Genomic DNA, 20,375 nt, shown 5'->3' with positions numbered 1-20,375 from the left:
TAGCTCATCATTTGTCACTTAGTTTCCTAAAGCTCGCATATTGCGTAAACGGGCACCTAGCACTTCCGCAACATCTCGCATTGCTTGCTCCGGTGCTTTGTTTTCAATGAATTTCAGTATATCGATCAAAACTGGTCGAATTTCCATAAAGTCTGGTAATTCTTCCTGGAGGTGACTAATCACACTTTGAGGTTCTGCTTCGGCTAATAGTTGCTGTAAACCTATAATTAACTGCCCCAACCAAGTTGGACCTATCTCTGTGGTTTCTGTTAAATCACGGGAAGCAAATTCTGTAATTCGTTTTAATTGAGCTTTATTGGCAGCCATACTGCCCATTACGCGTGCGTAATCTTCAACACGGAATGCCTTAGCAAAGTTTTGATAGTTGTCTAGTTTTCCTGCACCAGTAGTCTCAATATCCATCATTCTTAAGTAAAAACGTTGAATACCGCTTAGTTTCTGCCATGTATCGGCACTTAGTCCTTCAGGTACTAAAAGACTGTTAGCAGCCTCTGCCGCTTGTTGAACAATCTCATCGACTACTGTCACTTCACCTTTAGTTCGAGGACGTAGTGCAAATGATGTCACATCTTCGCCACCAATATGGGTATAAGATGTAAGCACTTTTAATGCTGCTGCATAGCCTGCCATCTGTAAGTCAGAGTCATTAAAGACTGGCTCCCCCATTTTATCTTTCACTTCATCGTTTAGATGCATCATGGTTTCGATCTGATTTTTCACTTCAGCTCGAACTGCTGGTAACAAACGCTGCTTAAAGCCGGAATGTTCGCCTGCAGGACGTTTACGTAACATCAAAATCACAGTACCTTGAACATAGCCACCTTTCTTTAGCTCAGTGCTTGTTTCTGTAGCAATATACCAAGCCCCTACAACTTGCAGCCCAGCCGCCCAGAATATACCAACCATATCTGACCATACGCCAGTATCTTGGTGGGTAAACATTACACACTGCATACCGTTGTCTGGCATATGATTTGCCATGGCTTTGTACGCATTAACCATACCTTTACGGAAGTCATCACCTGCTCCCTTAATAGCAAGGGCTCGCCTAGAGTCCCAGGTCCATTCATCGAATGGGGCTGGTGGGTTTTTTCTAAGCCACGCGATAAAAAACTCAGTAATTTCATGGTAGTTAACTGCATCTGCATAAGGTGGGTCCGTCACCCAAATATCGTTACTGTTAGTAACGCCTTCGGCAGGATGATTTAATACTTTGCTGTTTCCAATAACGTCAACATAAGCCGGCTTAAAAAACATAAAGTTCTTCAGGGCTAGAAGACCACGGGCTCCATAGTTGTATAAAGTATTCAGAGCTTGATTAGAGAATACATCTTTGACTCCTTCGCGCCCTCGATTGGCAGAGTCCCAACGAGAAAGCTTCGTACTCTTATTTAACGAAGAGCAGAAACCCAGCAGCAAACTAGGCTCATTTGATTCAATAATGTGTTTTTTTGCAATGGCAAAAGTCAATAGTTGGCGGGCGTTAAACAACTGATGCCAATATTTCCATCCCCTCTCTCTCACAGGCTGACTAGTGTTGTAACCAGCTTCGATTTCCATATTTGGTAGAAATCCAAGTAACTGCCAAGAATCTATAGATTCCGCTACTAGCTTCTTAACTCTTTCTTCTCTAGCAAAATCACTCTCTGAAACTGTTTTGAAAAACACCTCTGGTCTATTAGTGTTCAAGGTCGATTTTGAGAACCATTGAATAGCATAGAGGCGCTCTTGGAAAATATCGTCCTTACGAGGATGAAAATCATTTTTTTCCCACTGTCTCAACTGGCTAACAGTTGTACCATCGTCTTTTTTATAGTCACCTCTCAACGTCTTGATTGGCGTTCTATAGGTCTTACCATCAAGCTCATAAACGATAGAACCTTTGCTAACAGTGCCAATTTCTGCTTCTTTCATTTCTTGTGGAGAGACACCTGAAATAATATCGATATTGAACTTTTTGGCTTCATGATTTGGGGTTAACTTAGCAATAACATTGTGAGTTTTCGAGATCACCCAACTAGGAGACAGAGGTATTAACCAGCCTGTTTCAGGACACTTAACTTCAACACAATATAAAAATGACTTTGCTCGATTGCCCTCTTCATCGCATTCAATATCTAATTCAAGAATATCTTGATTAATAGCTAAAAAGACCTCTTCAAACTTCTCCTTCAACCTTTTCTGCTCTTGCTCGTCAGCAGACAATAACTTCAGTGCTCCCCAAGAAAGCATACATGCTATTGGGTTGAGATCAGAGGCATTGACATCACACCCAAGGCGGGCAGCTTCGAAAGGAATAGATCCGCCACCACTAAACGTATCAGCAACTTTTGGCCTATGTCCAAACTTCAAAACACCAAGTTGTTCAATAAGCTCCGCATGCGAGTGAGCATTTACGCCATAATCTTTATAATGCTGGTTAACTATTGCCCATACATGCTCATACAACCACTTTTGATCAACTTCTTCCGGCCGTTTACATAGCAGTGATTTTTCTTCGTAGCGCTCAATAGTATCGAGGTATAGAGCTAACAAACTGATTTTATCTTTTTCTTCGATATCGCGTCGCCAACGCAGTTTTAAGCCCATCTCATCAGGGGAAAGAGGAAAAATCAAAGAATCAACTTCACTAAAGCGCGCATTATCTACTTTCACATTGTGAGCAAAATAATCCCACGGATTATGAAGGCTTACTTTCTCTGCTATATCTTTAGGTTTGATTGCGTTCTGAATTAAGGCTCTTTTGGCGAGGCTCTCATTATCGAATGCCATCAGCATCTCGAAGATTTCTAAGTCTTTCTCAGTATCATTTGTTTGTGGCAACAGGCTACCAAGCACCACTGAACGTACCAAAATCAGAGGCTTACGGCCCTTCCAGTATGACCCCAGTCCTGTTAATGTCTGACCAAGATTCGCTTTTCTTTCTTTTTGAGCTTCAAAAGAAACCTTTTGTGCGGGAAAAGCTGCTTCGATAAGAGCAGGGGCATCTTTTAATGCTAAAGGCGTTAGTTGTGCCATTTAGTTTTATCTCCAAAAAGAGCGATGTTTTAGAGATCGCTCTATATTTATGTCGGTGTATTCAGGGACAAAGTATTTTCGTCACCCTGTTGCGAAATTAGTTAGTTTTTTTTGCCGTAACCCAACTCTTTGAGGCTGCGACCTTTTAAATCTCGCCACGCATCCATACCACTACGCGGGTTGCCCGCAATCACACAAGCCGCCAGACTTGGGCTTTTAAATGTGTACTCACATGTAAAGGAATAAACCTCTCCGTCCTCCACTAGAACACCTTCGTCTAAAAGCTTCTTACGTAGTTCACGAATCGCAGGTCGTAATGATTTCGCCACGGCTATGTTTGCCGTCGAGCCTTTTCCAACAACAAATTCGGGCTTACTCATATCACCAACTGGGTGACCACCAGCTTTAGCCTTCTTGGCCTCAAATAGGAATAGTACATCCTCCGCTAATGAGCTCTCTTCTTTAGGCTCAGTAACGGGTAATGGCATTTCCTCGTCTTGAACTACTGGATTTGCATTACTAGCCGGCAGCTCAGCTAAACTTTCAGCAGGCTTCTGTGAGCTTTCATTAGATGGTTTCAGGTTTTCCTCACTCTCGCCTTGAACCAGTGAGTAACCAGGTGATACCTCACGAACTTGCCTGTCTTTTTCTAACGACTCTGTCTGTACAATGTCACCAAGAGCGTGGCGCAGTGCAATACGCCAACCTACATCACGGTCATCCTTATGGCCGGTGCTCATTGCTGTCATACCAAATAACCACCAGCGCTCTTCAGGACGAAGCGCTAACCAGTTACGAACAGCCACAGAGATATTTTCAACATCCATCCCCTCTATCGCCCAAGCAAGTACACAAAGCTCTTTACCTAGCAAGCGGTCGACAACGTTCTCACCCACTTTCCAAGAGCTTGGCTTTAGATCATAGCTTTTCAAACGAGCATTGAACGCTCGCTGCACCTCTGCACGTATTGCACTCCAGCTAGGGCGGTCTAGCACAACGCGATCAATAACTGATAATTCTTCACTCTGAGCTTGCATGCCCAGATGCTCACTAATTTCAACTTTTCCGCTATTCGCTTTTGGAATGATAACTTTAAAGTGATGAGGATCGCTGGACGCTGGCACCCCAAAACCAAGCGTCGAATACTTAGGCGCATTTTGTTTTGCTGTTACCTTTGACATCTTTTCACCTCATCACAGTTTACTTTATACATACAGAGTTATTCTTCCTGCACCACATCACCAGGGCGAAGCTCAATTCCAGCTAACTTAGCGAACTCTTTTGCTTCAAAACCATTTTCAAACTCGATACCATCTCTGACGTTAACAGTAACCGCTGCATCTGCCTCATTGAGTAGTTCTCTTAGGCTGTTCACTGTTTTTTCGATCATGGTCGCTGTGACTTGGCGTTCACCAAAGCGGATACCAACGGTGTTTTCACCTTCACCAATTTCGATCCTAACTCCTTTAAATTGAGTTGAAGTCTGATCTTTAAATCGATTAATAACTGAGAAAACCTTATCGGTAGTATCGAGTGATACACGCTTTGCACTATTGATTCTTGCTGGTTTAGTGTCGTCAATTTTTACAGTTTTATCGCCAACATGTGGAATAGAAAATTCCGCTGTTTTAGAAGCTTCACCTGATTTGGCGTACACTAATAATAACGTTGCATCCGAACCGATATCGAACGGCTTGTCATAAACGGAGCCATCTTTAGGGTTAGAACCATCCAACGTGTAAAACATGTCAGCATGTGGCGTACATTGCAGAGTAATTTTTCGTTTATCTGCTAACGCCTCAACCTGATGTCTTATCTTAAGATCCGCGACCCAACGAGTAGCCGCACCTGTCTCATACTTTCCACTTGGATCTCTCACTAAGAAATAGAGCGTACTTTCAGTTGTACTAAAGCTTTCGCTATCTTCAACTTGCGCGTCTGTCTCAAAAACCTCTGACTTAGTTGAGTAGTGAATTATCGGACTATCTCCAGCATTTCTTGGCGTTAAACTAAGCACTGACTCTCCAGTATCTGGATGTGTACTTAGTAACGAAACGTTGACGCTCGTCTTTTCTTTAGGGAATGGTCCTTTTTCAATGTAACCATCTTCACCTTGTCGCCAGCGACCTTGTTTGAGCGCTTCTGCTTTTAATGTATCCATACCGCTGTTACCAGGCATCCAAGGCCAAGCAGGATTGCACTTAGCTTTGCTTACTACATCTTTCCATGGAGTACGTCTATTTCCAGCACCTGACGGCCAAAGCTCAGCCTCTGCCATTGCAAAATACTGGGCAAAGTCTTCTTTGAGATCTGCTGCTAATTTATAGTTGGCACGAGGATCTGCCATTAACTTGTCAATTTGTACTTCAGCAGACTGCTCACCCTCGCCGATTTTTAATCCATTATCGATCGTCACTTTTAGCAAACGCTCGGAGCCATCTAACTCATCAATACCTGGGAAAAGAATCGTGTTATAAGATGCAGACAGTGCTTTGGCAAAACGCCCCTCAGCCTCTTCTAATCGATCTCTAGCTTCTTCGAATAATGTGTCACCAGATTTCAGCTTTTTGTTAATTAGCTCTAATGCATATAGTTCACGCAACCTTTCTTCAACAGCATCCGCCATGATGCTATCTTGTCCAGTGAGTACTAAAAGGTTGTTTTTCTCTTGCTGGAACTCAAAGAAGTTCATTAGCTCACTTGGTGGCACTTTACCATCAGGCTTTATAACGATGAGCGTGCGAGGGCCACTGAGCTTAAGCTCATCCATTCGAGGCAAAATTTGAACATCCTGGTAAGTACTGCGAGTGTTAGGTTGCAATATACCTTTCAAGCGATTGATCAACGCTTGATCAATTTTAGGTTGTGGGATTTCTTTGGCGCTTCTTTCTATCTGGCGAGATAAGTTTTCTGTTTCCTTTATAAAGAAACGTTCGTCTTCACGGTGCAGATACCAGGCTTGTTCACGTAGTTTCTGGATAGCTTCTAAGAACTCATCTGCTTTACGGTTTGGAGCTGCTAAAAACTCAATAATTTCGCTTTCTGATAAACCGATACGTCCACCAACTGCTCGCGAGAGAGACGACGCTAATAAAAGAGTCATCAACTGAACTGCCGCATCATTGCTTTGTTCTGCATCGATAATTTCAGCGATTGCATCCCCTTTGTCTGCAATATCTCGTGTTATCGCTGGTACCAGCTTTGGAGAAATTCTCTCGATTTCATCTTTCACTTGCTCGTCATTTAAATCGAGGTGCTGAGTACCAATAAGAAACACATCATCGGTTTTTCTTTGCTCAACACTTTTCAGAAGTCGAGCAGTAAATTGCATCAAACCTCGCGTTTGACGAAAACCTTCATTCTCTTTGAACAGAGCAACTAGGTGTTTGAAAGAAGGGTGGAACGGGTATGTTTCTCGAATTTGCTCGGCTATCTGCTCAATACTTGACGCAATAATGTAGCCGCCGTCTTCCGCTTTTTTGATTTGTTGTGCGTACTCTTCCGCAATGTCGTTGATTACTTGCTGACTAGGCATTTCATCAATAAGACGCTTTTTCAAAATCTCATAGATTTCATTACCCGATAATTGCACAGGGGTAATGGTCATTGATTGACGGCGAGTTTCTTGCTGCAGGTTAGATATAGAGTCTGCAAGTGCTTTTGTCTGTGCCTTATAACTGCCTGATAGGTTAGCCATAACGATACAGCAATTTGGTAGCTCTAAGGCTGCACTCATTAAAGTACTTAAGCTATAAACGACCATATCAGCTAACGTGCCGGAACCTAAAACCTGCGTACTAGCAACGTTCAAATAAGGAGGTAGCTCATCAATCATAATCAGAGTTGGTGTGTCTCCGATGATGTCTTTCCATTTCTGCTGATCAACTGGTTTAGGGCCATTAACCCAGTGCTCTCTAATTTGTTCTTCGGCACCAAGTTGTGTGCAGATATCACCCCAAATATAGTTGCTCGGGTTGTTTCGTCCATTAAAAGCAGCAATTCGAGCTTTGCCGAAATCTAAGCGACTACTAAGGCTTTCAGGTAATACAGTGGGCCTTAAATGAGCATGTTTGGCAAGTAGGCCTAGAGCGATCATCATGTGGGTTTTACCACCACCCATCGCTTGAGTTAATTCGAAAACGGCTTGATCCGATTTGCCAGACAAACGAAGCATACCTTCTCGGAAAAGTTGCTCCATACCGTGAGTCACGAAGTTTCGTGAAAAGAACTCACTTCCATCACCCTCATCAGTAATTAGATCCGCCAGGTTTTCAATCCCTTGGCTCATCCTGTAGTCCTGAATTACAGGGTTGAAACTACATGCCTGTTTAACCGTTTTAATCATTTCTTAAGCTCCTGACGCTGATCTAATTCTTGGGCGTTATCTATAGCTATACCGTTTTTTTCACAATGCTCGCGAATCATCACTTCAATCATATTTGCGATAGAGCGATGTTCAGCTTGAGCAGCTGTACGCAACGCTTCTTTTAAATTTGGTTCAACTCGTATGGTTAACGTTGCAGTTTTAGTAGTAGCCATTTTAATACCCTGAATGCCTGCAAATGTACTGCGTTTAGAATACATCCTTAAACTCTTGATTGCACCCATCCATTTTACTCATCATCCAATCTTCAACCGCCTTTTCATTCCAGGCCTTACGTTTACCTGATACTGTGAAGTTTTTTGGAAACTCACCATTTTTCATTAGCTTATAGATGGTACTTTTGCATAGTGTTGTTTTGTTTTCCACTTGCTCTAAATTAAGAAAATTCAACATTTTAAAACCTTGTTATGTAGTTCAACTCATAACAAAGGCCGCTGCGTTATTTTTTACTTTTCCTGCACGCTTACTCTGAGGGTATAGCTAATAATTCCTGAACAAAGCAGCACACAAAGATGAATCACTTGCTGGCAGTACCAGCAAGTGATTCATTGTCTTTACAACTGACGCTTCGTCGCCAGGAGAGCGTATCTATAAGCGGCATCTTTCCCTGCTGAACAGGCAGCGACTTTCCTCACCTCAACACGCTTCTCCGCGCTTCTTTCATCCACCAGCCGCCAGAGCTCTGCATTAGCTATCGATTCTTTATTTGCTTTACGCCAATCTCGTCGCTTCCAGCCATCTAACCACTCATTAAAGCCCTTGACGCAATAATCGCTGCTTGAATAAATAATATCGCCATCTCTGGCATTCTCTAATCCAAAAGCAAGCGCTGATAGCTCTAGGTAAGCCCGGTCTTTGACATAGTCAACAGGATCCCAATCTTCATTATCAATACATCCATCAGCATCGAGTGCTATGTACGCAATACCACCAACAAGACGACCTCTTTGTTTTCTCACCATGGCCGCTTCTACATAAATTTCTATACTCATTGTCATACTCTCCAGAGACTAAAAAGCCGATACACTCTCTGATTCGGCTTTATTGTTAATAACTTGCTTTACAGCGATTCCTACATAACAACTGCAAGTCAGTTATTTTTTACCCGTCTCCGGGCACGTTTGCTTTCTATCCTCCAATTCCTAACAAGCCTGATTTAAAACCCTTTCAGATATATTTCATCAGTACGCATAACCAAACAGATAGTCTAAGGAGCCCTTATGCGTACCCCAAATACTGACCATGACTACCCCTTTGAGACTTCAGAACTCAATGAGCTGCTAGAGCGTGCAGCCGAAGCTCTAGCTACGAAATACAAACGTGAAGGCACGTTCACTAATCCAACCAATGTTAAAGAGTATTTAAAGCTCAAATTAGGAGCACATGAGCGTGAAGTGTTTGCCGTGATGTTTCTTGATAACCAACATCAATTGATCAGTTTTGAAGAGTTGTTCTTTGGCACGATTGACGCCGCTTCGATTTATCCACGTGAAGTATTGAAGACAGCACTAAACCACAACGCTGCCGCGGTGATTTTTGCCCACAACCATCCTTCCGGCACTGCTGAGCCTAGCCAAGCCGACAAACGCATTACTCAGCGACTTATCGACGCTCTAAAGCTCGTGGATATCCGTGTCTTAGACCACATCGTTGTTGGTGAAGACTGTGTCTCATTTGCTGAAAAGGGATTGATATGAGTGAGTTTATTATTTCCGGGCTTAATGATGAGCTCGTTACTCCAATGCATTGCTTTCTAGATGCCCTGCTATTGGACAGGACCATTCCTAATACAATTGAGCGTTTGGCGTTAAACATTCGCTCTCAAGAAACTGACCAACGATTTCAGCCCATTGAAATTCAACTAGAACGTACATCCAGTGATTCGCCATGGCAGCTTCGCTTTATCGCCACCTTTGATGTTGTCGTCACAGGCTCGCCACAAAAAGAGTTATCGCTGTATTTCAACTTCGCGGGTTGTTGGTTCTATCACCCTGATATTAAGCAGTGCAGCTTACAACGGCCGGAAGTACAAACCTTACTCGCCAGCTGGCTTAAAGCAATCACTCACTCGCTCATCGCACACTCTGCAATCTCAATCGACATTACCCCCATTCGCTAATCTCCATTTCCCTCAAAGAGGTCACTATGAATCAAGCTGCTAACCTGGCTATGTTCGCATGCAAGCGAGCCAAGCCTTCACACCAACTCAAAGACTTAATCAAACGCTCTATTCATGATGTTAATTACCGAGGGCGGCTAACTATCCGTTTTAAGGACACCAGTTACCATCCGAAAGACGGCGGGTTTCATCCTGTCTCTATCACCATCGATATTAAAGACAGCCAAATTGCTATTAGTGAAATAATGGACCGCGTTTATGTGGGCGACGAAACACCGGAACTGGTTCCCGACCTGACTTTTGATTTTGCTAACAACGTCGCCTTCGCTCGATTTAGCGGCTGGCTGGGCATGCACCTACAAGAGACCACTGAGCTGTATGAAATGTGGGAGTGTAACTTTCTAGCTTATGTGGCAATGGACGCTTACAACCAAATTCAGATTAAGTGTGGCTAGTAACCAGAGCCAATCCACTTACCACCCCGGAACACTCCCCTCCGTAACCAATCATTCAACAAAACCATCAGCATAGAGCTGCACCGATGCCTGCTTCCCATATTGTTAAAACGGGAAGCTTCAATCCCTTATTGCACAAGGGTTTCTTGATATCGTCGGCTCTGTGCTTCTCAAAACATCCTTCTACAGACAAAAAAGGAAGCAGATTATGGCTGAGGTCCAAGCAATCAAAGATGATGACACCATACGCCTGGTTGGTCATCTATTGAGTATTCGTTGTAATCCGCAAATGGCCGATGTATGGCATATCGGATTAAACCTAGCACTGAGGATTTCTGATTTATTATCGATTCGCTTTGAAGACATTCATGGTGACCGACTTATTATTCGTGAAAGTAAAACTGGCAAGCTGGCAAACATTCAGCTCAATACCAAAGCTCAGCAGCACATTGCTAGATTAAGGGAGCAGCATCCCGACCACATCTACTTATTTCAATCCCACCGATGCCAACAGTTGAAAAACAAACCACCGCAGCCAATCACGCGACGTGCTGTGTCCATGGCATTTCAACAAGTAGGCCAAGAGCTAAATATCGCTTTAGGTACTCATTCGATGAGAAAGACGCGAGGCTACTTTCTTTACCAATCCACAAAAGATATAGGCCGTGTAATGAAAATGCTTCGTCACACATCTGAGGGCGTCACGCTTCGCTATATCGGTATCACTCAAGATGAAGTCGATAAAGACTTTGTTTCTCTTGAACTTTAAACCGGATCATTTAGTGAGGGGGCGGGACCGTCAATCCCTTATAAACATTAGGCTCACAGCCTTTTTGAGTTTCGCAATTAATACATTTGAGAGCAAATAACATGAACCCATATCACGCAATAGGCAGCTTATCGAAAAGTTTAATCCAAAACTTATTCTGGAAAACCAATCACCCAATCAGAGGTAGCATTGTGTATTGCGATCTCGCATTTGGATATGCTGAACATTCAGGTGTCTACGTGGGAGACGGACGTATCATCCATCGTAATGGCAAAGGTCTTATCGAGGCCGTATCAATTCATCAATTCCTAGCAGATACCACAGCCCTTTCCATTTACGTGAGTTGCAATGCTCACGGCAACTCTACTGGCAGTGAGTTTACCGCTCAACTAGCAGAAGCTATGCTTGGTGTACAAACAGACTATTCCCTATTAAATGAAAACTGCCATCAGTTCTGTAGCTACTGTCTAGGTGGTGACATATTCTCCAACACCTTCACATTAACTCAGCTTAAAGGTGACGCTTATGCGCACATTCAAGCGAATCAGTGGCGTGTATGGGATTTAAGGCATCGTCATAAAGGATAAGGGGATTCTCTCCCCTTTTTTGCTTTCTAGATAACGACCTTGGTTCGAACCTAACGAATACTTCGACCTATACAGCGATTACCCTCGTCATTATGCTTTGTAGCATACTTGGCAAAATAACTGAGTCTACAGAATAAGTCGTTAAACTGTTCAATAAAGTCCTCGCTTTTTCTCTCAAGGACATAACATGCATTGTCAGGGAAATGCACAAGGCGACGGATAGTCTCAACATCACAGTTAAGTGCACTAGCCCAAGCACTGGTGATAGTCCATGCTAGAGAGCCTTCTCTTGTAATACTGCCCAACCTCCCAAAACGATCCTCATTTAGGAGTAAAACAAAGTGATAGTGGTCATGTTCCGATTTATCACGCTCCCTAACCCACACGAACCTAACGGTACAAGGATAAACTCTTATCCCTTTGCGGTGACATCTTCGTTCATGTGCCTTAAGTTTGGCCTTGAACGACTGAACAAATCGAGTAGCTAAATCTGTACGTCGAATGGCTAAAGCCTCATTGCCCAAGATTTCATCACGGCTAAGGCAATCAAGAAAATCACCTTTAGGTTGGCGAAGATCAAATCGAACAGCAAAAACCGTCGGGTACTCATCGACAGCGTTATCCATTGGTACGCGGATAACCTCCAGATAATCGCAGTTAAGATCATATGATGAGCCTAATGTGGGTAATCCTTGGTAGGTAGGTTTCTTCATGAGATTAATTCCTGTGTTGTTTATCTACAGGAATCTCTTCTCATATGATTTTTTACCGTATGCCCCTAACCTACTTGAGGTAGGTATAGCTCTTCTAACTAACTCCTTTGACTAAATATATTAACCATACCGTCACTTAAACCTGGCTTGTTACTCGGTCACAAACCAGCTCTGACAACACTCCATCTATCGCACAAAGTATGAAATTCACTCTCAAGTTATCAAGAACGAAACGAAAATCATCACTGAAACAAAGCGTCATCACGATTAAAGCCATACCAAACAACACTTCAAAAGCCAAACCCATCAACAATAAATTACTATGTAATCACTATTAAGTTATTACTAAAACAACATTAAATTAATGAGTAACTGTTATTGAAATGATAATCTATTACTAACGTGATTATGTTTTTAATTAGAGAAGTAGTAATGAATGATTCTGATATGTTACAGGCTCACTCGTGGCGTGAAGCTATTTACCTTGCAAGAGAAATACGCAAACAACATTCCATTGATACAAGCTTTATTGAGTCTTGTAATACTTTGGTACAAGCAAATAAGTACCTCAACAGATACCTATCCGAGTTAGAAGAATGTGAAGGTAAATCACAACTAATTGCAGAGGTCCGTGAAAAGTTCGAAGCCAATGATCAAATCTCGGAAGACGAGTTGCGTTTCCTAAAGGACAATCCAAGAGCCTGTGGTTTCTGTATCACGTTCCTTTTGTTTCACTCGGAACCTGACTCAGCAGCTTTCTTCTCAAATAATGAAAACTCACGTTTTGCACAGAAAGAAAAGTATAACTTTTCACCAGTCGCATCGAGTTCTTATGGTAGAAAAGCAAGACCAACGTCCAACGAATTTAGAGAGCATCCTGTGCCTTTGAGGTTTTTTACGCGGACAGATGAACTACGACAATTCGTCGACCATAACGCGCGTTTTCGCTATGTTATTGAAACATTACACCATAGTAATGTTGACTTGGGAGGGCAGCTCTATTTGGTAAATTTGATTCACGATCTATGGGCTCAATGTACTAATCAATCCAGCGAAAACCAAAAGTTTATCGATTGGCTTGACCATAAAAGTGAAGATCAAATTACAAGCTGTATAAAGTACCTGAAAAGAAATTTAGATGGGTTTATCTTACCTTGGCAACCAGTAGTTACTAGTGAAAAGTACCAAGCGCTAGTCGCCTATTTCGATTATCAATTACTAATGAAACCAGCTGAGACAACATTAGTAATCCAAAAAATGAAAGCATCTTGGAATCAAAAAAAGTTTCGAGAGAAAACGAAGGGCAAACGCCCCTATAGTGTTTCTATGACAGACCGAACTAAAACACGGCTAACATGGTTGGTGGAGCAGGATGACTCCAATATCAGCGATGTAATCAAGAAACTTATCGATGAGAAGTATGATCAGCTTAAGCTTAAGTAAGTGAGACTTGCCATAGATATGCTGTTTTGTAGAACACCTTATGTTTATGCAAATTTATCAGGCAAGCTCTCACATATTGATAGGTTTATATCAACAAACGCTTGCCAAGTATAAGTAGAAGCATAATGCCTTCTATACTGTAGTTCTACTCGACAAATATCCGGTCTCGTGTCATAGATACGACATTGTTTATTTTCCACATTGAGATGACGGCAAATGCCGTCACCTCGGTCCAAGTTCTTGGTCTCTGCGGATAAATCAACATTCGCACAACATTTACCGCATGAATAGCAAGGGAAAAGATTTAGGGTAACTTGGTTCATAAACTCATCAACCAAGCTCTAGTACTATCTAGGTTGTTGTCTTCAAAAGGTAACTCTATCTCTCTTCGACTTACTTCTTTCGACAACATCATACTTCTTTCGTATTCACAACTAACAGATTCTAAGTTGTCGACAAGTCCAGCTAGTTCATCAGGTGAAAGATTAAACTCAACTTTGGAAAGCTCAATCAAGTATCGATCAAGTTCAGCATTTACCGTCTGGAAGTATTCCAAGGTTCTCTTTTCTACTGACTTAAACTGATCTAGGTAATCCCATACTTTTCGCATTAATTTACTGTGATCTAAAAAGTATGTGATACCAATAGTCATTATGCCCGTAGCCACCGCGCTAACAAACGAGGCTAGTTCAATACCGAGAGGAAATGTCATCAGCGAGGCTAACTGTTGGTTAAGCATCACTCCCATTGCAACCGCAACACCAGTAGATAAAATACGTGTAACTTCTCGCACCAAAGCACCAGGGCTAAGTCTCTGCGGATTAAAGAACAAGACTTTAGCAGCCGAAACTAGACTTGACCAAGTTTCACGGAGGAGTTTTCCAATCAACTTTTGAGTGGTGAAAAAGATGTTCATTATGGTCGAACTTAAGCTAGACAGGGCACCCGCTAAAGCCCCGTTTTTAAACTCTTCCAGAATATCTTTGAATCGAGTTTTGACCCTATCCCAAATTTTTAGTGCGGTAACCTTTAGCTTATTTAGGAACTTATCAAGTGTGAAGTTTTCTTCTTTATCTTTAAAGAGCTGAGGAATTGTATCTTTTATTTCAAACCAAACTTCAGCAAGAACAAGCCCTAATGCTTGTCTAACCCCCATAGCGAAACCAGCTTTACTAGACGCCATAGCAGTACTCTTAAAAAACTTACTGCTGGTATAGTAAGTGAAATTGATCTGCTTATCGTACTGCTGTCTTGCTCTCTTATCCGCCTCACGCATTTTGTCTTCATCAAGACTCTCAAGAACAGCAACCTGTTCACTTTGCTTGGTGATTTTATCTGCTAGTTTACGTTTTTCATGCTTTTGCTGTTTAGTTTCCGAGGGCATAGAAGCTAAACGCAGTTTATCTCTTTCTATATTTTTACGCTTGTTCTCAATTGTCCTTGGTACAACGGTTCCTAAGAAATCATCCATAGAATGATCTGACTTGAGGTTGTTGATGTAATAATGTGTCGATTGAAAATTTGAGTTCTGATTAGCAAGTTCTACGCCGTCTAGCCCTGCAAGCACTCTTCCCGCATCATTATGGACTTCATGCGATGAAATGATGTGGTCTAGTTGGCGTTTTTCATCCTGAGACATAAGCTGGTTACGATATTCGTCTGGCAAATTACCATCATGTTGCAGCTTTTTGTCTTCCTTTCCCTTCGCCTTATAATTCTGATGAGAGTGGTAACGATCTTCTCTTTTGGGTTTGTTCTTTCTATCAGTTACGATACTTCCGTCAGCATGATGTTTAACTGGTTTGTAATCCCCTTTATTCGCATACTCTGCTTGAACACTCTTTGAGACATAGATTTCAGCATCACCTTTTTGGTGCTGGCGAACATTGTGAACGGTTGCAACATCGCCACCTTTTTTGTCTTCAAAAAGTAAAAAATCCAAACCGAACGTCGTTACTAGACTTTTAGTAACCGTCTTATTTAGCTCATCGACTAGCGCAAAATGTTGTGAATTGGTTTCTGACATACCATACAGCTCCATTGAAAAGGGAGAAAAACCTCCCTTTATATCTCTTCGAGAACAATACTTACTTGTGAGTATTACTCGACTTTGCAAGCGTAGCTTTTATTCCAGGCTCATTGATCACTTGCATTCCATCGCTATCAGTTTCAATTTGAACAATGTTTTCATCATTTAATACCACATTACCCTGTGCGTCTTTTTTAGGTTTAAACAGCGGTGTTGTAATGATATCAGTGAGAATAGCGGCAATTTGGTAGCCATTTTGAATTAGACGAATAACGTCATCTTCGAACTTGGAAATGTCAGCTTTGTTCGATAGCAATTGTTCAAAAGCTTTTAGGCTATCAAAGTATTCTTTAAATACTGAATACAGGCGTTCTATCTCTTTGTAAATTCTATCGGCATATAACTTAGTTTTGGCTAGTTGTTTGCGCCCCTTCTCCATCTTACCTACAGCTTCGTTAACTTCTGCTCGAGTTTTTCTTGCATCGCTTAATGCTTCCTCCGCATGAGAGGCAAAAGCCCACCCAGCAATCGCCATAATAGGAGCTGCAACAACACCACCAAGAACCATCGCACCTCCAGCCATACCAAAGCCACCAGCAGCAAGGGAACCTCCGCCAATAGCGGCCATAGTTGCGTTATATGCAGCAGCGCCAGATAGAGCGGCAATCGGTGTTCCTGTTGAAGCGGCAGCCATAGCCATAACGCCACCGTATACAGCATATGCAGCGGCAGCACCAGCAGCACCAGCTCCAGCGACCTTACTCATGTAAGCTGTTGTAGATAACGCGAGACCATCTATCTCATCAAGCTTATGCTGAGGGAAGTCAATTTCTAGGTCCTTAGAGTTGGATTGGTTCAATTTAACTAAAAGCTTTTCTGCAATTGTTCTGAACTCTTTAAAATCGTTACCAACTTGTAGTTGAAACTCACCGAGGCTGGTTAAACTTTTATTTGTCTGTTCATTCTGTTTGTCAAAGACAGTTCTCTCTTCATCGTACTTTCTCTTTGCAGACTCAATAATATCGTTTGCTTCAGACTTATCTTGATACCCGTCGTAGCCTTTTTTAGCTCCATAACTTGCTGCTGCAACAGCAGCACCTGCTAAAATAAATGGTAATGGCATGTTTATTTCTCCAAAAATTTTTCTGCTTCGAGCACAAGAGCCATCTGGCGCTGAACCCAATCCTTTAACTCTTCAATGATTGACAAGTCCACATTTAGGCTTTCCGCTACACTTTTTATGAAATTGTCTTCACTTTCTGCAATTACCTGATCCGCGTAAGCAACACCAACTAATTCAATTAGAAACGCCATTTGCTGCGCCTTTTCTGAAAAGATCTCAGAAAGCTTTTTAATATCAAACGTTTTATCTAAATTTGCACTGTTGTTACATTGAGCAGTGATTCCCTCCAAAAGTAGAGTTTCTCGTTCATCAACGTATCCATCAGCTGCAATTAACTCCTTAGAGAAGTAATATAATGCGGCTTGTTGTTCATCATTAAGGTGCTGAATAAACATTGCTATTTCCTTTCTTTTTATAGATGTTACAGACGTCTGTTCCAAAGCTCTTAAGCCACTTATCAAGTAAGAATGAATCAATGACTGTGGCTGACACTCTATAGGTACTTCCCAACTCTTCTATGACCTGGTCTTCCGACAACGGTGTCTCAACAAGGTGGTATCCAGCCTGTTTATCTATATCAAACTGAACTCGACACAACTCTCCCTCGCCAAAACCAAATCTTCCGTCAGAATCGTATTTAGCCAACGAAAAGCTCTCCGGTCTCTTGAAATTAAATGACGAAACTATCGCATCATTTATACGATGAACGGCTAAGCTTCTTTCATTGTTGAACCCGTCAAACCGGCACACTAGATAAAGTCGAACTCCTTGCTGTGCAAGGCCGAGCGGCATAACTGTAGATGTTCTAACTTGCTTATTGGCATTGTGATAGGTTACGGTCAATAAACGATCTTCATACAATGCCTTACTTATATTTTCCAAAACTTTGTTATCAATTTTTGGCGCTAGAAGAGGTTGAGACTCTCGCACTACTTTGATTTTATCTTTCCACACACGATCTTTATGGTTTTTAGGGTCAAACTCGAGGTTATACCTAGCCTCTGTAAAGTGAGGTCTTAGTGACTGCATTACATCTTTTGGTAGCAGTAACTTTAGGTGCTTCTCTGCTAAAGCCAAGAGTAAAGATTCATGAGCATTAAGTGAGCTCACTCCTAGTGCGTGACTATTTCTATCAAAACTGTACCCATAAGGCTTAGAGCGAGTATCCCTATCTATGGGAAAGTGTTCACTCAACATCTCTAGATTGCGTTGTATTGTTCTTATATCTCTCGAAATGCCTATTACTTCTAATTGCTCTCGTATTTCTAGAGCCGTTATCTTTCTGTGCTTAGGGATTCGTTTAAGTATTTCAAGCACAAGAACTAATGAGTCTTGTGTACTTTTTCTTTTCGACAAAGCCAAGTTATTCCGTTGTTTAAATCTATCGTGACATTCGTTCCATAAATGAGAACATCGATACTATACATGTGAAACTAATCCATCATGTGACTTAATGCACACAAATTATATTTGATTCCAGCGACAAGTTGTGTCGCACAAATATCAACCAGAAAAAGTTCAAAAAATAACGAATTTTACTTCGGTATACTGATCTCAGAGGTAAGTTAGCGACCGTCAGCTACAAAGTCAGCACGTTAGAGGAGAATGAGATCGAAACATCGGAGGAGGGGGCTAAGTTGATGTCGTTATCCCTCCCATAACCTTGTGCTCATGAGAGGGTAGCGAAAAGTAATAATATTATCGCTCTAAATTATCTATAGCTCTAATCAAGCTTTGTGCTTTCCGGTCATTTTCAAAAGCTATTTTTTCTCTAAGATTAAGCAGGGCTTTTTTTGCTGCCTGATCTTTTGCAAATAGATTACCGTCTTGTAATGCAGCAATAGCAAGAGCCCTTTTTAAAGGCGAATTTTTGTCTTGCTGATTATTTCTATCATAGTAATCTCTGACGCGCTCACTTGGAGCTCGATTTACCTTTTCCCATTGTTCTAAGGTTTGAGTTAAAGCAGCATCATTCACTGCCTTAACTGCCGATTTTCCTGCACTAACCAATGAATCGAAAAATCCCATAATGACTCCTTACCAACTGTTAATTCAACGTTGTTTATTTTGTAGTTAAACAATCTATCAATACGACTAAAACAGATAACCTTTAAAAGCCATGCTTCTGAGATCATTGCACTCATAACTGAATACTCTTAATGATCGACTATAAAAGTTACTTTTGATCACCAATAGGCTACCAATAAAGATTATTAATTTTTCTTACACTTAGATAACTTACATAGATAAGTGAAATATAAATTAATAAAATCAACAATAAAACTCCACTACTAATGCTACTGTCTACGATTGAATGCGACACATCATGTCGCAGCCAAAATGTTTCCAGCAATAGATTCATTTAACCACCTACTACGACATAACTTGCCGCATAACAAAGTAACCTAATATCAATCAAGATATTGAAGGTAACGATATGTCAAAAAGTAAAGGCAACACTCATGCCCGTAGCATTTCTCTTATTGATGAACAAAACATGTCCCTCCCTAATAATGTTGGACTTAAAAACATACTAAAAAAAATTTCAGACTTAGAGATTGAAAATCAAAAACTTACAAATAGAGTTTTACTCTTAGAGAAGCGTTTAAGTGTTGATTTTTTGACTGGTTTATCTTCTCGTGCTCAAGGCATTACACACATAGAGTCTCTAATTCAAGACAATGATATTGGAACTTTCTCACTGGTATTTATCGATTTAGATCAGTTGAAGAAAATTAACGACTCTGCTGGTCACGTTGTCGGAGATAGAATGATTGAAAGACTAGGTAATATCTTGAAAAAAATGCAACTACCAAAGCAGACGATAGCTAGGTTTGGAGGAGATGAATTCATTGCCATCCTCCCAAACTACGACCACCAAAAAACCACGAGTTGGTGTAACTGCTTACAAAAAAGAACTAAGCTTCAGGAGCCAATACATATTGATGGACAGCATTTCTACCTTTCTGTTTCAGTTGGATCTTACGTGTACCATAAGGCAAGAGAGCCTGAACATTTAGATGCAAAGCAACTAATAGAGAGAGCAGACAAAGATATGTATAAAAACAAACAAAGTAAAAACGACTCACTCAAAAGTTATATCTATAAAGCACCAATCGGTGGGTAATGTGGTGGTTAAAAAATACAAAATAATGACTTAAATTAAATAAATTATTGATATAAATGAATTTTAATAAATAAATCAACATTCAGATCCAGAATATTGAATGATCTAAAAGTCATCGAGTATTGAAACAAAAAAGCCCCGCTAATACGGGGCTTTCTTTTATTCGTCTTTTTCCAAGGTACTGTTATCAACGTAGGGCCAATAATGGTGTCCAATTCTGATCAGCAAAGTAGCCGCAGCCAAAATAAACGCAGCCAGAGATAACCACACAACCAAAACTGCATCCAGTTCTTTCATTCCGAGTGTGATGTAGCGGGCGATCGCCATCATCGCGATGTAGATAGGATAGCGTACCGGAATTTTACCGTTCATCACGAACTGCTGCACCATGGCGAGCACTTCCAGATAGATAAACATCAAAAGAATATCTGTGAGTAAGACACGCTTCTCTACAAATACGTGCACAAACTCTTGCATCATGGCGTACAACGTCGCCAAGGTAATAGAGACTAATAACACCGCCTCCAAAATATGGAAGATTTTCAGGAAAGGTCGACTAAAGGATTTCGGTAAATTCGACGGCATGG

The 20,375-nt window shown here is 41.3% G+C and carries 21 protein-coding genes; 7 read left to right on the top strand and 14 right to left on the bottom strand.

Annotated features, from left to right (window positions below; genetic code table 11):
- Positions 1-18: 18 nt before the first annotated feature.
- The 6 genes from R8269_RS13995 to R8269_RS13970 all read right to left on the bottom strand — a co-directional run bounded on the left by R8269_RS13995 (position 19) and on the right by R8269_RS13970 (position 8,415).
- Positions 19-3,039, bottom strand: coding sequence for an anti-phage-associated DUF1156 domain-containing protein (locus R8269_RS13995; protein ID WP_258666541.1), 3,021 nt, complete (start codon positions 3,037-3,039; stop codon positions 19-21).
- A gap of 101 nt (positions 3,040-3,140) precedes the next feature.
- Positions 3,141-4,220 carry an anti-phage-associated DUF3780 domain-containing protein gene (locus R8269_RS13990; RefSeq protein ID WP_318222567.1) on the bottom strand — a complete coding sequence of 360 codons (1,080 nt, stop codon included), beginning with the start codon at positions 4,218-4,220 and terminating at the stop codon, positions 3,141-3,143.
- Between the two features lie 38 nt (positions 4,221-4,258).
- Positions 4,259-7,384, bottom strand: coding sequence for an anti-phage-associated DUF499 domain-containing protein (locus R8269_RS13985; RefSeq protein ID WP_309474193.1), 3,126 nt, complete (start codon positions 7,382-7,384; stop codon positions 4,259-4,261).
- Entirely contained in the window at positions 7,381-7,623 is a 243-nt protein-coding gene (locus tag R8269_RS13980) for a ribbon-helix-helix protein, CopG family (RefSeq protein WP_237668767.1), read from the bottom strand. The genes R8269_RS13985 and R8269_RS13980 overlap by 4 nt, the downstream gene beginning before the upstream one ends.
- Positions 7,613-7,816 (bottom strand): helix-turn-helix transcriptional regulator, encoded by a 204-nt coding sequence (locus R8269_RS13975; RefSeq protein WP_258666548.1) that lies wholly within the window; start codon positions 7,814-7,816, stop codon positions 7,613-7,615. Before R8269_RS13975 ends, R8269_RS13980 begins: the two co-directional genes overlap by 11 nt.
- 161 nt (positions 7,817-7,977) lie before the next feature.
- Positions 7,978-8,415, bottom strand: coding sequence for an RNase H family protein (locus R8269_RS13970; RefSeq protein WP_258666550.1), 438 nt, complete (start codon positions 8,413-8,415; stop codon positions 7,978-7,980).
- A 228-nt stretch (positions 8,416-8,643) separates the two neighbouring features.
- Here R8269_RS13970 and radC point away from each other — a divergent pair, with 228 nt between their 5' ends.
- From radC to R8269_RS13945, 5 genes are all read left to right on the top strand, one after another.
- Positions 8,644-9,120, top strand: coding sequence for a RadC family protein (gene radC, locus R8269_RS13965; protein WP_318222566.1), 477 nt, complete (start codon positions 8,644-8,646; stop codon positions 9,118-9,120).
- Positions 9,117-9,542, top strand: a complete 426-nt coding sequence (locus tag R8269_RS13960; protein ID WP_123015104.1) for a DUF2787 family protein — start codon at positions 9,117-9,119, stop codon at positions 9,540-9,542. Before radC ends, R8269_RS13960 begins: the two co-directional genes overlap by 4 nt.
- 26 nt (positions 9,543-9,568) lie before the next feature.
- Positions 9,569-9,997 (top strand): DUF2787 family protein, encoded by a 429-nt coding sequence (locus R8269_RS13955; RefSeq protein WP_318222565.1) that lies wholly within the window; start codon positions 9,569-9,571, stop codon positions 9,995-9,997.
- 208 nt (positions 9,998-10,205) lie between these two features.
- A complete protein-coding gene (locus R8269_RS13950; RefSeq protein ID WP_029834113.1) occupies positions 10,206-10,766 on the top strand; it encodes a tyrosine-type recombinase/integrase in 561 nt (186 codons plus the stop codon).
- 101 nt (positions 10,767-10,867) lie between these two features.
- On the top strand, positions 10,868-11,353 hold the full coding sequence (locus R8269_RS13945) for a lecithin retinol acyltransferase family protein (protein ID WP_318084278.1): 486 nt from the start codon (positions 10,868-10,870) through the stop codon (positions 11,351-11,353).
- Positions 11,354-11,403: 50 nt separating this feature from the next.
- Here the strand turns inward: R8269_RS13945 and R8269_RS13940 are convergent, their stop codons facing one another.
- A complete protein-coding gene (locus tag R8269_RS13940; RefSeq protein WP_318084279.1) occupies positions 11,404-12,066 on the bottom strand; it encodes an inovirus Gp2 family protein in 663 nt (220 codons plus the stop codon).
- A gap of 432 nt (positions 12,067-12,498) precedes the next feature.
- Here R8269_RS13940 and R8269_RS13935 point away from each other — a divergent pair, with 432 nt between their 5' ends.
- On the top strand, positions 12,499-13,509 hold the full coding sequence (locus R8269_RS13935; protein WP_318084280.1) for a hypothetical protein: 1,011 nt from the start codon (positions 12,499-12,501) through the stop codon (positions 13,507-13,509).
- Between the two features lie 44 nt (positions 13,510-13,553).
- Here R8269_RS13935 and R8269_RS26690 read toward each other — a convergent pair whose 3' ends face one another.
- The 6 genes from R8269_RS26690 to R8269_RS13910 form a co-directional block, all read right to left on the bottom strand.
- On the bottom strand, positions 13,554-13,832 hold the full coding sequence (locus R8269_RS26690) for a YkgJ family cysteine cluster protein (RefSeq protein WP_202640110.1): 279 nt from the start codon (positions 13,830-13,832) through the stop codon (positions 13,554-13,556).
- Positions 13,829-15,535 (bottom strand): ATPase, encoded by a 1,707-nt coding sequence (locus R8269_RS13930; protein WP_318084281.1) that lies wholly within the window; start codon positions 15,533-15,535, stop codon positions 13,829-13,831. Before R8269_RS13930 ends, R8269_RS26690 begins: the two co-directional genes overlap by 4 nt.
- Before the next feature lie 61 nt (positions 15,536-15,596).
- Positions 15,597-16,661 (bottom strand): chemotaxis protein, encoded by a 1,065-nt coding sequence (locus R8269_RS13925; protein WP_137281645.1) that lies wholly within the window; start codon positions 16,659-16,661, stop codon positions 15,597-15,599.
- Between the two features lie 2 nt (positions 16,662-16,663).
- Positions 16,664-17,056 carry a TerB family tellurite resistance protein gene (locus R8269_RS13920; protein WP_318084282.1) on the bottom strand — a complete coding sequence of 131 codons (393 nt, stop codon included), beginning with the start codon at positions 17,054-17,056 and terminating at the stop codon, positions 16,664-16,666.
- A complete protein-coding gene (locus tag R8269_RS13915) occupies positions 17,037-18,023 on the bottom strand; it encodes a helix-turn-helix transcriptional regulator (RefSeq protein ID WP_080264747.1) in 987 nt (328 codons plus the stop codon). The genes R8269_RS13920 and R8269_RS13915 overlap by 20 nt, the downstream gene beginning before the upstream one ends.
- 336 nt (positions 18,024-18,359) lie before the next feature.
- On the bottom strand, positions 18,360-18,689 hold the full coding sequence (locus tag R8269_RS13910) for a hypothetical protein (RefSeq protein ID WP_033905924.1): 330 nt from the start codon (positions 18,687-18,689) through the stop codon (positions 18,360-18,362).
- 409 nt (positions 18,690-19,098) lie between these two features.
- On the opposite strand from R8269_RS13910, the gene R8269_RS13905 reads away from it, so the two are divergent.
- Entirely contained in the window at positions 19,099-19,788 is a 690-nt protein-coding gene (locus R8269_RS13905; RefSeq protein ID WP_033905923.1) for a GGDEF domain-containing protein, read from the top strand.
- Positions 19,789-19,947: 159 nt separating this feature from the next.
- Here R8269_RS13905 and R8269_RS13900 read toward each other — a convergent pair whose 3' ends face one another.
- Positions 19,948-20,373, bottom strand: a complete 426-nt coding sequence (locus R8269_RS13900) for a phosphate-starvation-inducible protein PsiE (RefSeq protein ID WP_025768316.1) — start codon at positions 20,371-20,373, stop codon at positions 19,948-19,950.
- Positions 20,374-20,375 lie beyond the last annotated feature (2 nt).

Source organism: Vibrio sp. Vb0667, assembly GCF_033391095.1.
Note: the sequence above shows the minus strand (reverse complement) of the source record. Positions and strands in the feature narration are given on the sequence as shown.

Coding starts and splice junctions, on each gene's coding strand:
- R8269_RS13980 (WP_237668767.1), bottom strand. CDS start 7,623: ATGTATTCTAAACGCAGTACATTTGCAGGCATTCAGGGTATTAAAATG.
- R8269_RS13950 (WP_029834113.1), top strand. CDS start 10,206: ATGGCTGAGGTCCAAGCAATCAAAGATGATGACACCATACGCCTGGTT.
- R8269_RS13920 (WP_318084282.1), bottom strand. CDS start 17,056: ATGTTTATTCAGCACCTTAATGATGAACAACAAGCCGCATTATATTAC.
- R8269_RS13995 (WP_258666541.1), bottom strand. CDS start 3,039: ATGGCACAACTAACGCCTTTAGCATTAAAAGATGCCCCTGCTCTTATC.
- R8269_RS13975 (WP_258666548.1), bottom strand. CDS start 7,816: ATGTTGAATTTTCTTAATTTAGAGCAAGTGGAAAACAAAACAACACTA.
- radC (WP_318222566.1), top strand. CDS start 8,644: ATGCGTACCCCAAATACTGACCATGACTACCCCTTTGAGACTTCAGAA.
- R8269_RS13900 (WP_025768316.1), bottom strand. CDS start 20,373: ATGCCGTCGAATTTACCGAAATCCTTTAGTCGACCTTTCCTGAAAATC.
- R8269_RS13990 (WP_318222567.1), bottom strand. CDS start 4,220: ATGTCAAAGGTAACAGCAAAACAAAATGCGCCTAAGTATTCGACGCTT.
- R8269_RS13925 (WP_137281645.1), bottom strand. CDS start 16,661: ATGCCATTACCATTTATTTTAGCAGGTGCTGCTGTTGCAGCAGCAAGT.
- R8269_RS13910 (WP_033905924.1), bottom strand. CDS start 18,689: ATGGGATTTTTCGATTCATTGGTTAGTGCAGGAAAATCGGCAGTTAAG.
- R8269_RS13955 (WP_318222565.1), top strand. CDS start 9,569: ATGAATCAAGCTGCTAACCTGGCTATGTTCGCATGCAAGCGAGCCAAG.
- R8269_RS13905 (WP_033905923.1), top strand. CDS start 19,099: ATGTCAAAAAGTAAAGGCAACACTCATGCCCGTAGCATTTCTCTTATT.
- R8269_RS13970 (WP_258666550.1), bottom strand. CDS start 8,415: ATGAGTATAGAAATTTATGTAGAAGCGGCCATGGTGAGAAAACAAAGA.
- R8269_RS13940 (WP_318084279.1), bottom strand. CDS start 12,066: ATGAAGAAACCTACCTACCAAGGATTACCCACATTAGGCTCATCATAT.
- R8269_RS13985 (WP_309474193.1), bottom strand. CDS start 7,384: ATGATTAAAACGGTTAAACAGGCATGTAGTTTCAACCCTGTAATTCAG.
- R8269_RS13945 (WP_318084278.1), top strand. CDS start 10,868: ATGAACCCATATCACGCAATAGGCAGCTTATCGAAAAGTTTAATCCAA.
- R8269_RS26690 (WP_202640110.1), bottom strand. CDS start 13,832: ATGAACCAAGTTACCCTAAATCTTTTCCCTTGCTATTCATGCGGTAAA.
- R8269_RS13930 (WP_318084281.1), bottom strand. CDS start 15,535: ATGTCAGAAACCAATTCACAACATTTTGCGCTAGTCGATGAGCTAAAT.
- R8269_RS13960 (WP_123015104.1), top strand. CDS start 9,117: ATGAGTGAGTTTATTATTTCCGGGCTTAATGATGAGCTCGTTACTCCA.
- R8269_RS13935 (WP_318084280.1), top strand. CDS start 12,499: ATGAATGATTCTGATATGTTACAGGCTCACTCGTGGCGTGAAGCTATT.